We start from the raw sequence: 11742 nt of genomic DNA, 5'->3' as shown, positions 1-11742 counted from the left end.
TCAATCCTCCCGCGTACCCAGCAAGCCCTTGGGGCGGAAGATCAGAATCAGCACAAGGAACAGGTACGGCAGGATGGGCGCCACCTGGGAGATCGTGAGCTTGAGCAGCGGGTAGCCGAAGGTCTGGTCCGTCACCGCCACGCCCACGGCCTTGAACACGTGGATCATCGAGTAGTCGAGCGCCACCGCAAAGGTCTGCACCACCCCGATCAGCAGCGAGGCGATGAACGCCCCCGCCAGAGAACCCATGCCTCCCACCACCACCACCACGAAGATGATGGAGCCGACCGAGGCCGCCATCGCGGGCTCGGTGACGTAGGTGTTGCCGCCGATCACACCGGCCAGGCCGGCTAGGGCAGCGCCACCGCCAAACACCAGCATGAACACACGCGGCACGTTGTGGCCGAGCGCCTCGACCATCTCGGGGTATTTGAGCGCCGCCTGAATCACCAGGCCAATGCGCGTGCGAGTCAGCAGCAGCCACACGGACACCAGCATCAGCAGGGCCACCAGCATCACGAACGAACGCGACTTGGGGAACTGCGTGCCGTACAACGAAAACAGGGGCCCCTGCAGTTGCTCTGGCAGGCCGTAGGGCACGGTGGAACGGCCCCACACCAGTTGCACCACTTCCAGAATGAGGTAGGAGAGCCCGAAGGTGACCAGCAGCTCCGGCACATGGCCAAACTTGTGCACGCGGCGCAGGCAATAGCGCTCGAACGCCGCACCCAGCACAAACACCACCAGTGGAGAGATCACCAGCGCTGGCCAGAAGCCCACCACCCCGGAGATGGTGAACGCAAAGTACGCACCCAGCATGTAGAAGCTGGTGTGTGCGAAGTTGAGCACGCCCATCATGCTGAAGATCAGCGTGAGGCCGGAACTCAGCATGAACAGCAGGAGCCCGTAGCTCACTCCGTTCAGCAAAGAGATCACGAAAAACTCAGGATTCATTGGAATTTTTCACTGCAGGGGTAAAAAAAAGGCCCGAGCCAGGTCGGGCCTCGAAGCGGTCACGCAGGAGTTACGGGCGCTTCATCTGGCACGACGTGGGCGTGCTGGCCACATAGGGCTCGTAGTACTTCACGGGCACAAAGGTGTAGCCGGTGTTCTCGGAGTCGATCGGGTACTTGCCACCCGCCTTTTCCCACTTGGAGATGAACAGGCCCTGCTGCAGCTGGTGGTCGGTCTTGCGCATTTCGACTTCACCGTTGAAGCTCTTGAACTTCATGCCTTCAAACGCAGCAGCCACCTTGACGGGGTCGGTGGACTTGGCCTTGGCAAAGCCTTCCGACAGCATCGTGAACGCGTGGTACACGGCGCCTGTGTACATGTCGTCGTTGAACTTTTTCTTGTAGTCCAGCACGATCTTGTTCAGCTCGCCGGGCAAGTTCATGTGGGCATAGGCCACCATGTACACGCGGCCTGCGGCGGCCGATCCCATGGCCGTGGGACTGCCGGTGACGGAGCCGTAGTAGGTGTAGAAATTGACGTTGTTCAGGCCTGCATCATTGGCGGCCTTGATCAGCAGCGCGAGGTCAGAACCCCAGTTGCCGGTGATCACGCTGTCGGCACCCGATGCCTTGATCTTGGCGATGTACGGGGCAAAGTCGCGCACCTGGGCCAGAGGGTGCAGGTCGTCGCCGACAAACTGCACATCGGGGCGCTTGCGCTGCATCATTTCCTTGGCGAACTTCGAGACCTGGTGGCCGTGCGAGTAGTTCTGGTTGATCAGGTAGACCTTCTTGACCTCGGGCAGGTCCTTCATGTAGGTCGTCAGCGCTTCCATCTTCATGGACGTGTCTGCATCCAGGCGGAAGTGCCAGTAGCTGCACTTGCTGTTGGTGAGATCGGGATCCACGGCGGCGTAGTTCAGGAACAGGACTTCCTTGCCGGGATTGCGTGCGTTGTGCTTTTCCAGCGCGTCCATGATGGCAAGCGCAGGGCCAGAGCCGTTGCCTTGCACCACGTAGCGTGCGCCCTGGTCCATGGCCGAGCGCAGGGCGCTGGTGGTCTCTTGTGGGCTGAGTTTGTTGTCGATTCCGATGATCTCGAATTTGACGCCTGCGGCGTTCTTCTTGTTGAACTCTTCGGAGATGAACTGGAAGCTCTTGAGCTGGTTCGTTCCGACGGCTGCCATCAGGCCCGAAAGGGGGTCCAGCCAAGCGATCTTCACTGTCTCGCCCTTTTGAGCGAAGGCCCCGCCAGCGGCCGCCAAGATTACCGAGGCTGCTACAGCCTTAATAGCAAATTTCATGGTTTTGTCTCCTAGTGAATCGACACAACGCAGCGTACCGCGTTGCAACAAAGCGATGCTCAGGGATTGCCCCTACCAGCGTCGCACACGTGACTGGCGCTGCGCTCCCCCGAGCGCGCACCAGCCTGGGGCAGTGCAAAAAAAGGCCTTCGCAAGCGATGCGCGCCCATGCATTGCCCCTCCCTGATCACAGGCCCGGAAGCTTGTAATCCTTGAGCTGCTCGCGCAGTTTGGTCTTGAGCATCTTGCCGGTGGCACCGAGCGGAATGGCATCCACAAACACCACGTCATCCGGGATCTGCCACTTGGCGGTTTTGCCCTCATAAAACGCCAGCAGCTCATCGCGTGTGACTTCGGTGCCAGGGCGCTTGACCACCGCCACGATGGGGCGTTCGTCCCACTTGGGGTGCGGCATGCCCACACAGGCTGCCATGGCAATCGCAGGATGCGCCATGGCGATGTTCTCGATGTCGATGGAGCTGATCCACTCGCCGCCCGACTTGATCACGTCCTTGCTGCGGTCGGTGATCTGCATGAAGCCGTCGGCATCGATGGTCGCCACGTCGCCCGTGGGGAACCAGCCCCGACCTTGCGCGTCCTTGATGAGCGGATTGCCGCCCTCGCCCTTGAAATAGCTGCCCACAATCCACGGGCCTTTGACCAACAGATCGCCATAGGTCTTGCCATCCCAGGGCAACTCGTTGCCGTCGCCACCCACGATCTTCATGTCCACGCCATAGATCGCACGGCCCTGCTTTTGCAGGACCTTCATCTGCTCATCCTTGGACATGGCCAGGTGCTTGTTCTTGAGCGTGCACAGCGTGCCCAGCGGGCTCATTTCGGTCATGCCCCAGGCGTGCAGCACCTCTACACCGTAGTCTTCCTTGAACGCATGGATCATGGCGGGGGGGCAAGCCGATCCACCGATGACCGTGCGGCGCAGCGTGGAGAACTTGAGCCCCGCAGGCTTCATGTGGCCCAGCATCATCTGCCACACGGTGGGCACACCTGCAGCGTAGGTAACCTTCTCACCTTCGATGAGTTCGTAGATCGACTTGCCGTCCATCGCCGGACCTGGAAACACCAGCTTGCAACCCGTGAGCGCGGCCGAATACGGAATGCCCCAGGCGTTGACGTGGAACATGGGCACCACCGGCAGCACGGAGTCGCGGGCCGAGAGGCACATCACGTCGGGCAGCGCAGCCGCATAGGCGTGCAGCGTGGTGGAGCGGTGGCTGTACAGCGCCGCCTTGGGGTTGCCCGTGGTGCCGCTGGTGTAGCACATGCTCGATGCCGAGTTCTCGTCGAACTCGGGCCAGGCGTAGTCGGTCGAATGGGCGCCAATCCAATCTTCGTAGCTCGACAGGCCGGGAACACCAGAGTCTGCAGGCAGCTTGTCGGCATCGCACAAAGCCACCCATTTCTTCACAGTGGGGCACTTGGCGTGCACGGCCTGCACCAGGGGCAGGAAGGTGAGATCGAAGCACAGCACCTGGTCTTCGGCGTGGTTAACGATCCAGGCGATCTGATCGGGGTGCAGGCGCGGATTGACCGTGTGCAGCACACGGCCCGAGCCGGAAACACCGAAGTACATCTCCATGTGGCGGTAGCCGTTCCAGGCCAGCGTGGCCACGCGGTCGCTGAACTGCAGTTGCAGATCGTCCAGCGCATTGGCCAGGCGGCGTGAGCGTGCCGCCAGGTCGCGGTAGGTGTAGCGATGAATGTCACCCTCTACCCGCCGGGAGACGATCTCGGCGTCGCCATGGTGGCGTTCTGCGAACTCGATCAGCGACGAGATCAGCAACGGTTGACTCTGCATCAGACCCAGCATGGGTGCTCCTTGGATGTTGTAGTGAAGGGAAAGATCATGGTAGCGCGAGGCACGGGCCTGAGGTGTCTCCAAAGTCATGTAACGAGGCTTTCGGAACCCGCCAGCGCCCCAGGCACTGCACGCCTCACCAACAGCGTGGCTGCACAACCCCCAACGCCCCACGGCAGGCCGCCAGTGTGCGCCGCCCATGCGCCGCTGCCAACACCTGTCGTCCCGTTGACAAAGCCCAAGGGATAACCCTGAACCCTGTGCCACGGTGCAGCGACAATCGCGCACATGCTCAGCACCCTCCCTCCTGCTCCGCGTTTCATTTCGGCCCAGCCCTGGTTTGCCAGCGTTCCTGTCGCGCTGCAGGAACGCCTGCGCAATGAGGTGTTTGCCGTGCAGGGCGACAAGGGAGCCGTCATGATGCCCGCAGGCAGTGCGGTAGAGGGCTGGCATGCCGTGTTGTCGGGCCTGGTGATGCTGCAAAGCCCTGCCAGCAAAGGACGGTCGTCGGCGTTCATCGGCGTGCCCGATGGCGAGTGGTTTGGAGAAGGCTCGGCCATGAAGCCCGAGCCGCGCAAGTACAACGTGGTGGCACTGCGGCCCACCACGCTGTTGTGCCTGCCGCTGCCCCTGTTTGCAACGCTGCGTGAAAGCAGCCTGGCGTTCAACCAGTTTCTGGTTCTGCACCTGAACATGCGGCTTGGACAGGCCATGACCATCATCGAGGCAGGCCGCACGCAGTCGCCCGAGCACCGCGTGGCGCTGTACCTGAGCCGCCTGTTCTGGCGCAGCACACGCCGGCTCAACCTCACGCAGGACGAGCTGGGCCAACTGGTGGGCCTGTCGCGACAGACGGTGAACCGCGTGCTGCGCGCGCTGGAAGAGCTGGGCATCGTGTCGCTGGATTTCGGCAAGGTGGCCATCGTGGACGACGAGGCATTGGGGGCATACCTCACGGCCACGGCTGCAGCATGAAGAGGGATGCCAGACAACATCAGACGCCGGGTCTTCACTGAACACTCAGGCGTACGGCCTTCTGATCAGCATCGAAGATGAACTTGCGGGGCCAAGGTTGCCACTCCTGGCCCAGGCCTGCATGGTTGGGGTTGCCGGTGTGCACAAAGGCGCGCACGCTGTCCATCATAACGCCCGAGAGCGCCTGGCGCCCCGGCTGGTTGGCGGTGCTGTTGGCCGCCTTGGCCAGCAACGAGGGGCCGAAGTTGCCAAACACGAAAGGCAGGTCGAAGCCATGCGCCGCCCCATACACATCCGCCCAAGGCGCAGGCTGCTGGGCCCAGTTGAACTGGTAGCTCCACACCTCGGTTTGCTGGGCACGCAATGTGCCCAGCAGGTTGTCACGGCTGGGCTCAAAAAACACGCTGCCCAGCAGCTTCATGCGTGCGTTGTAGCCTGTGGTGGGCGCAGTGACTGGCAGGTAGGACGGGTCGATGATGTCGGCCACCGAAAGCGTGGTCGGCGCGTCTGGATTGAAACCCTGCGTCATCGCAAAACGCTCGGCATCGCTGATCTTCAGGCCCGGCTTGCCCCCCAGCAGCGCGAGAAACGGTGCAAAAAGCTTGGCCTCGTCCAGGGTGTAGCCTGACAACACTGGCACCTTGTGGTAGTGGCCAGCCGCTATCTCGGCAATCGGATTGGCAGGCACCACCACACCATCCGGAATCGGCCCGGAGCCCGTCAGCCCCTTCTGCAGCACGGTTTGCAGCAGCACACGGCCGTCCTTGCCACGCAGGTAGCTTGCGGTTTGGGCAGGCGTCCAGCCCGCCACCAGCGCCGCTGCGGCCGCGGCGTCGGGCGCGAGGCCGTCGGCGAGTGCCAGGGCGGCCAGCAGTGCCCCCGACTGGGCGGCGTATTTGGACGCTGGATTGAGCGTGGGGATGGAGCCCGCAGGCAGGTTGCTCGCCAGCGAGATGCCCCCGCTGATGGGCACGATCTTGTGAAACAGGCCTGCAGCCTGCGGCGCCGTCAGCAGCGCCAGCGCATTGATGGCGCCCGCAGACTGCCCCATCAACGTCACGTTGCCCGCATCGCCGCCAAATTTGGCGATGTTGCGCTGGATGAAGCGCAGGGCTGCGACGTTGTCCAGCAGGGCATAGTTGCCCGTGTACGTTTGGCTGCCGCTTTGCAGTTGCGGTAGCTGGAAGAAGCCCAGCACATCGAGCCGGTAGTTGGCCGTGACCACGACGGCATTCGCTTTGCGCGCCAGCGCGGCACCGTCGTACACCGGGTCTGCGGTGTAGCCCGAGATGGCGCTGCCGCCATGCAGGAACAACAACACGGGCAGCTTGTCTTGCGTGTTGGCAGGGCGCCAGATGTTGAGGGTGAGACAGTCTTCCTGGCCCACCGGCGTGCCCAGGGTCTGGCCGATGGTGTCATCAAACCGGTTGTTGGCACCCGGCCCGTACAGGCGCCCCATCTGCAGGCAGGCATTGCCAAAGCGCGTGGCATTGCGCTCGCCGGTCCAGGCGGCGGGCTCCACAGGCGGCTGCCAGCGCAGGTCACCCACCGGGGGTTGGGCAAATGGCAGCCCCTTCCAGGCATAGGTGCCTGTGACAGCACCATCGTCCACGCCCCGCACGGTGCCATACACCGTCTCGCGCACCTCGGGTGCAGAGCCCGAACCACCACCACAACCAGCCAATGCCAACACAGCCACTGCGGCACCGAGCCACGGCACACGCTTGCGCAAATTGATCATGTCTTGTCTCCTTTGGGGTTTTTAGGAATGGGTCGCACCTCAGCGAAGCGTCACACTTGCGGCAGGGCCCGACCTCGGCGACGATTGTGTAAATGCTTCGCCGCCAGCCCACTATCGCAACCACGCCAAAACAGTGACTTCAGAACACCATCCCCGCGTAAACCCTGAGCGGGCGCACCACCCATGAGCCACCCATGACACAGCGCACCAGCTCTGCTGCCTGGGTGCGCGGCATCGCAGACATGTTTGCCGCTGAGGGGTTGCCAGCGGTCGAGCTGTGCGCCGAGGCAGGCATCGATCTGCAGGCCTTGCAGCAGCAGCCACAGACACAGACGCGCGTGGACGTGGACCGCGTGAGCCGCCTGTGGGAAGCTGCAGCCACCCGCTACGGCCAGCCTGGCCTGGGCCTGGCGCGCGATCTGGCGTCGCGCTACGGCAATGTGGACCTGGTGGGCTACGCGCTGGCCTCCGGCCCCAACCTGCTGATCGGTTTTGAGCATCTGCAGCGGCAAATGGCCTTGATCTCGGACGCCACCACCTTTGAAATGAAGCGCGACCCGCGCGGCCAGGGCTACTGGCTGGCGCTCAGCCACATTGGCGCCACCCGGCCCATTCCGCGCCAGCGCATCGAGTTTGCGGTGCTCACCCTGTTCACGCTGTGCTGCTGGCTGACCCGGCGCGATCTGGTGCCCCTGGCCATGGACCTCACCACGCCACCACCGCACGAGGACAGCCGCTACCGAGCAGCCTTTGGGCTGCTGCCGCGTTTTGAGCAGCCTGCCAACCGTTTTCTGCTGTCGGAAGCCGACCTGCGGGCCCCCATCCCCACACACAACCCCAGCCTGTGGGCATTGCATGAGCGGCTGGTCGAGACCGAGCTGGGCCAGCTCGGCCAGACCCTGGCCAGCACCCGGGTGCGCACCGAAATCGCCCGCGTTCTGCACCTGGGCGAGCCCCGGCGCGAGGACATTGCCACACGCCTGCACCTCACTGACCGCACCCTGCAGCGGCGCCTGCAGGCCGAGTCCGTGAGCTACCAGCAACTGCTGGATGACACCCGCTGCGAACTCGCACGCCAGCACCTGAGTGACGAACGCCGCAGCCTGGCCGAAATCGCCGACCTGCTGGGCTTTGCCGACCAGAGCAACCTGTTTCGCGCCTGCAAGCGCTGGTTTGGCATGCCACCCGGCCAATACCGCGCGCAACTGCCGCAGGCGGAATCCGAAGCGGCGGCGCCCACCTCCTGAGCGCTGGAGGATTCGCAGCAACAACGCCGCATGGCCTTGCCCGCCTTGTGCCATCCCCGGTGCGAGACAATTGAGGCCATGAATCTGAGCGCCGACCACAGCGAGACCACCACCGACCTGGGCCTGGCCTGGAACCACGCTTTTGCCGACCTGGGCCCCGCCTTCCATACCGAACTGCGCCCCACCCCGCTGCCTGCGCCCCACTGGGTGGGCACCAGCCCCGACGTGGCCCGCCTGATCGGGCTCGACACATCCTGGCTGGGCAGCGATGAAGCGCTGCAGGCTTTCACTGGCAACACACTGCTGGCGGGCTCGCGCCCCCTGGCCAGCGTGTACAGCGGCCACCAGTTTGGCGTCTGGGCAGGGCAACTGGGCGATGGCCGGGCCATCCTGCTGGGCGAGACAGCCAGCGGCCACGAAGTCCAGCTCAAAGGCGCGGGCCGCACGCCCTACTCCCGCATGGGCGACGGCCGCGCGGTGCTGCGCTCCAGCATCCGCGAGTTCCTGTGCAGCGAGGCCATGCATGGCCTGGGTATCCCCAGCTCGCGCGCGCTGTGCATCACCGGCTCGCCTGCGCCGGTGCGGCGCGAGGAAGTGGAAACCGCAGCCGTCGTCACCCGCGTGGCCCCGAGCTTTGTGCGCTTTGGCCACTTTGAGCACTTTGCCGCCAGCGGCCAAGAGGCCCAGCTGCAGACGCTCGCAGACTACGTGATCGGCCGCTATTACCCCGAATGCCGGGACACCCCGGACTTCAGTGGCAATGCCTATGCCGCCCTGCTGCAAGCCGTGAGCGAGCGCACCGCACGCCTCATGGCCCAGTGGCAGGCCGTGGGCTTTTGCCATGGGGTGATGAATACCGACAACATGAGCATCCTGGGCCTCACGATCGACTACGGCCCGTTCCAGTTTCTGGACGCGTTCGTGCCCGGGCATGTGTGCAACCACAGCGACACACAGGGCCGCTATGCCTACAACCGCCAGCCCAATGTGGCGTACTGGAACCTCTTCTGCCTGGCGCAGGCCTTGCTGCCGCTGATCGGCGACGAAGAGCTGGCCAAGGCGGCGCTGGAATCCTACAAGACCGTGTTCCCAGAGGCGTTCATGGCCCGCATGCGCGCCAAGCTGGGGCTGGCAGCTGTGCGCGAACAAGACGCGGCGCTCATCGACGGCATCCTGCTGCTGCTTGCCAAAAATGGCGTGGACTACACGATCTTCTGGCGCCGCCTCTCGCATGCGGTGGGGCAGAACAACTTCGAGCCGGTGCGCGACCTGTTTGCCGATCGCGCGGCCTTTGACGCATGGTTGCTATCATATTCAGAGCTATCAGAGCATGATGGGCGCGCGGAAGCGGCTCATTTTATGCTTAGAACCAACCCCCAGTTCGTGCTACGTAACCACCTGGGCGAACAGGCCATCCGTGCGGCGAAACTTGGCGACTTCGGCGAACTCCAAACCCTGCAGCGGTTGCTGGAGCGTCCCTTCGACGAGCACCCGGGACACGAGGCCTACGCCGCTTTCCCGCCCGACTGGGCGTCTTCCATCGAGATCAGCTGTTCATCATGACCCATCCCATCCAGAAGACCGACGCCGAATGGCAAGCCGTGCTGCGCGAGAAGGGGGCTGAGCCCGTGGCCTTTCAGGTCACGCGCCATGCCGCCACCGAACGCCCCTTCACCGGCAAGTACCAAACCCATTGGGCCGACGGCAGCTACCGCTGCATCTGCTGCGATGCCAAGCTGTTCGATTCGGACACCAAGTTCGACGCGGGCTGCGGCTGGCCCAGCTTTTCCGAAGCCATCCCCGGCGCCATCACCGAAATCGTGGACCGCAGCCACGGCATGGTCCGCACCGAGACGGTGTGTGCACAATGCGGGGCCCATCTGGGCCATGTGTTTGAAGATGGCCCGGCACCGACCGGCCTGCGCTATTGCATGAACTCTGCGTCGCTCGACTTCGAATCCGACAAGGGCTGACCGCCGAGAATTTTCCCGACTCCATGAAAATCCTGATCGACTTCTTCCCCATCCTGCTGTTCTTCGGGGCCTACAAGTTCTATGGCATCTACGTGGGCACAGCTGTGCTCATGGCGGCTACCGTGGTGCAGATGGGCCTGATCTACGCGATGGACCGCCGCCTGCAGACCATGCACAAGGTCACGCTGGTGCTCATCCTGCTGTTCGGCACGCTCACGCTGGTGCTGCAGGACGACCGTTTCATCAAGTGGAAGCCCACGGTGCTGTACGGCGCCATGTCCCTGGCGCTGGCCGTGGCCCTGTGGGCGATGAAGAAGAACTTCCTCAAGATGCTGCTGGGCAGCCAGCTCGACCTGCCCGACCGCGTCTGGCTGCGGCTGAATGTGGCGTGGATTGTCTACTGCGCTTTCATGTCCGCCATCAACGCCTATGTGGTGGTCAACTTCAGCACCGAGGCCTGGGTGGACTTCAAGCTCTGGGGCTACGTCTTCCCGCTGGTCTTTCTGGTAGGCCAGGGCATCTACATCGCGCCGCACCTCAAGGGCGACGAGCCTGCAGCCTGAGCCGAAGGATTCCCATGACCGATCTTTCCCTAGCCCAGCAGATGCACCAGACCCTCGCCCAGCGGCTGGTGCCCACCAGCCTCGAAGTGCTGGACGAAAGTGCCGCCCACGCGGGCCACGCCGGGGCCAACGGCACCGGTTTCGGCACCCATTTTCGGGTCCGGATTTCGTCACCTTTGTTTACAGGCAAGCCCCGGGTGGCGCAGCATCGCCTTGTGTATGATTCGCTGCAAGAATTTATTGACCAAGGCGTCCACGCCCTCGCCATTGAAGTTCTCTGAACCGGCCGCAGATAGCACCGTGCCGGATTTCAGCTGGCACAAAACAACCTCTCATTTTTTGGATTTCGCATGAAGAAACAGCTCCTGTCCGGCCTCGTGGCCGCTGCCGTGCTGGGCACGATGGCCCTGCCCGCTTCCGCCCAAAACGTCGCCATCGTGAACGGCAAGGCCGTGCCCAAAGAGCGCGTTGAGGCGCTCAAGCAGCAGGTGGAGCGCTCGGGCCGCCCCGTGACGCCCGATATCGAAGGCCAGATCAAGGAAGAAGTGATCGCCCGCGAAATCTTCATGCAGGAAGCCCAAAAGCGCGGCCTGGAAGCTTCGGCCGACTACAAGGCCCAGATGGAACTGGCCCGCCAGAGCATCTTGATTCGCGAACTCTTCGCCGACTACCAAAAGACCAACCCGGTGACCGACGCCGAGATCCAGGCTGAATACGACAAATTCGTGGCAGCCAATGGCGGCAAGGAATACAAGGCCAGCCACATCCTGGTGGAAAAGGAAGCCGACGCCAAGGCCATCATCGCGTCCATCAAGAAGGGCGCCAAGTTCGAAGACATCGCCAAGAAGCAATCCAAGGACCCAGGTTCTGGCGCCAAGGGCGGCGATCTGGATTGGGCCAATCCGTCCAGCTACGTGGGTGAGTTTTCTGAAGCCCTGGTCAAGCTCGAAAAGGGCAAGATGACCGACGCCCCGGTGAAGAGCCAGTTTGGCTGGCACGTGATCCGTCTGGACGACGTGCGCCAGGCACAACTGCCCAAGCTGGACGAAGTCAAGCCCCAGGTGGCCCAACAGCTGCAACAACAAAAGCTGGCCAAGTTCCAGGAAGACCTGCGCGCCAAGGCCAAGGTCGAGTAATCAGGCCAGACCGGCATCCGCAGGGATGCCC

11 protein-coding genes are annotated in these 11742 nt (G+C 63.3%); 7 read left to right on the top strand and 4 right to left on the bottom strand.

All coding sequences use genetic code 11. The annotated features are described in order from the left end of the window. The 3 genes from AvAM_RS07860 to AvAM_RS07850 form a co-directional block, all read right to left on the bottom strand. Positions 1 to 954, bottom strand: a complete 954-nt coding sequence (locus AvAM_RS07860) for a branched-chain amino acid ABC transporter permease (RefSeq protein ID WP_137746537.1) — start codon at positions 952 to 954, stop codon at positions 1 to 3. 70 nt (positions 955 to 1024) lie between these two features. Then, the gene (locus tag AvAM_RS07855) at positions 1025 to 2257 is read right to left on the bottom strand and encodes a branched-chain amino acid ABC transporter substrate-binding protein (RefSeq protein WP_137746536.1); all 1233 of its coding nucleotides are present in this window, start codon (positions 2255 to 2257) and stop codon (positions 1025 to 1027) included. Positions 2258 to 2444: 187 nt separating this feature from the next. Further along, positions 2445 to 4088, bottom strand: coding sequence for a 3-(methylthio)propionyl-CoA ligase (locus AvAM_RS07850; RefSeq protein WP_137746535.1), 1644 nt, complete (start codon positions 4086 to 4088; stop codon positions 2445 to 2447). A 276-nt stretch (positions 4089 to 4364) separates the two neighbouring features. Between AvAM_RS07850 and AvAM_RS07845 the strand changes: the two genes are divergently transcribed. Continuing rightward, positions 4365 to 5051, top strand: coding sequence for a Crp/Fnr family transcriptional regulator (locus AvAM_RS07845; protein ID WP_137746534.1), 687 nt, complete (start codon positions 4365 to 4367; stop codon positions 5049 to 5051). 34 nt (positions 5052 to 5085) lie between these two features. Here the strand turns inward: AvAM_RS07845 and AvAM_RS07840 are convergent, their stop codons facing one another. Continuing rightward, a complete protein-coding gene (locus AvAM_RS07840; RefSeq protein ID WP_137746533.1) occupies positions 5086 to 6792 on the bottom strand; it encodes a carboxylesterase/lipase family protein in 1707 nt (568 codons plus the stop codon). 194 nt (positions 6793 to 6986) lie between these two features. On the opposite strand from AvAM_RS07840, the gene AvAM_RS07835 reads away from it, so the two are divergent. The 6 genes from AvAM_RS07835 to AvAM_RS07810 all read left to right on the top strand — a co-directional run bounded on the left by AvAM_RS07835 (position 6987) and on the right by AvAM_RS07810 (position 11711). Next, positions 6987 to 8039 carry an AraC family transcriptional regulator gene (locus tag AvAM_RS07835; RefSeq protein WP_249368001.1) on the top strand — a complete coding sequence of 351 codons (1053 nt, stop codon included), beginning with the start codon at positions 6987 to 6989 and terminating at the stop codon, positions 8037 to 8039. Between the two features lie 78 nt (positions 8040 to 8117). After that, complete coding sequence (locus AvAM_RS07830; protein WP_137746532.1) at positions 8118 to 9602, top strand: YdiU family protein; 1485 nt, start codon at positions 8118 to 8120, stop codon at positions 9600 to 9602. Beyond that, positions 9599 to 10012, top strand: coding sequence for a peptide-methionine (R)-S-oxide reductase MsrB (gene msrB, locus AvAM_RS07825; protein ID WP_137746531.1), 414 nt, complete (start codon positions 9599 to 9601; stop codon positions 10010 to 10012). Before AvAM_RS07830 ends, msrB begins: the two co-directional genes overlap by 4 nt. 23 nt (positions 10013 to 10035) lie before the next feature. Beyond that, positions 10036 to 10575 carry a septation protein A gene (locus tag AvAM_RS07820; RefSeq protein WP_137746530.1) on the top strand — a complete coding sequence of 180 codons (540 nt, stop codon included), beginning with the start codon at positions 10036 to 10038 and terminating at the stop codon, positions 10573 to 10575. Between the two features lie 14 nt (positions 10576 to 10589). After that, positions 10590 to 10856 carry a BolA family transcriptional regulator gene (locus AvAM_RS07815; protein WP_137746529.1) on the top strand — a complete coding sequence of 89 codons (267 nt, stop codon included), beginning with the start codon at positions 10590 to 10592 and terminating at the stop codon, positions 10854 to 10856. Positions 10857 to 10925: 69 nt separating this feature from the next. Further along, positions 10926 to 11711: a peptidylprolyl isomerase gene (locus AvAM_RS07810; RefSeq protein ID WP_137746528.1), complete on the top strand. Its 786-nt coding sequence runs from the start codon at positions 10926 to 10928 to the stop codon at positions 11709 to 11711. Positions 11712 to 11742 lie beyond the last annotated feature (31 nt).

The organism is Acidovorax sp. NB1 (assembly GCF_005405905.1).
Taxonomy (GTDB): Bacteria; Pseudomonadota; Gammaproteobacteria; order Burkholderiales; family Burkholderiaceae_C; genus Acidovorax.
This window is presented reverse-complemented; position numbering and strand designations above follow the sequence as displayed.

What these genes read in the sequence shown, in the direction of transcription:
- AvAM_RS07860 (WP_137746537.1), bottom strand. Translation starts at nt 954, where the DNA reads ATGAATCCTGAGTTTTTCGTGATCTCTTTGCTGAACGGAGTGAGCTAC.
- AvAM_RS07855 (WP_137746536.1), bottom strand. Translation starts at nt 2,257, where the DNA reads ATGAAATTTGCTATTAAGGCTGTAGCAGCCTCGGTAATCTTGGCGGCC.
- AvAM_RS07850 (WP_137746535.1), bottom strand. Translation starts at nt 4,088, where the DNA reads ATGCTGGGTCTGATGCAGAGTCAACCGTTGCTGATCTCGTCGCTGATC.
- AvAM_RS07845 (WP_137746534.1), top strand. Translation starts at nt 4,365, where the DNA reads ATGCTCAGCACCCTCCCTCCTGCTCCGCGTTTCATTTCGGCCCAGCCC.
- AvAM_RS07840 (WP_137746533.1), bottom strand. Translation starts at nt 6,792, where the DNA reads ATGATCAATTTGCGCAAGCGTGTGCCGTGGCTCGGTGCCGCAGTGGCT.
- AvAM_RS07835 (WP_249368001.1), top strand. Translation starts at nt 6,987, where the DNA reads ATGACACAGCGCACCAGCTCTGCTGCCTGGGTGCGCGGCATCGCAGAC.
- AvAM_RS07830 (WP_137746532.1), top strand. Translation starts at nt 8,118, where the DNA reads ATGAATCTGAGCGCCGACCACAGCGAGACCACCACCGACCTGGGCCTG.
- msrB (WP_137746531.1), top strand. Translation starts at nt 9,599, where the DNA reads ATGACCCATCCCATCCAGAAGACCGACGCCGAATGGCAAGCCGTGCTG.
- AvAM_RS07820 (WP_137746530.1), top strand. Translation starts at nt 10,036, where the DNA reads ATGAAAATCCTGATCGACTTCTTCCCCATCCTGCTGTTCTTCGGGGCC.
- AvAM_RS07815 (WP_137746529.1), top strand. Translation starts at nt 10,590, where the DNA reads ATGACCGATCTTTCCCTAGCCCAGCAGATGCACCAGACCCTCGCCCAG.
- AvAM_RS07810 (WP_137746528.1), top strand. Translation starts at nt 10,926, where the DNA reads ATGAAGAAACAGCTCCTGTCCGGCCTCGTGGCCGCTGCCGTGCTGGGC.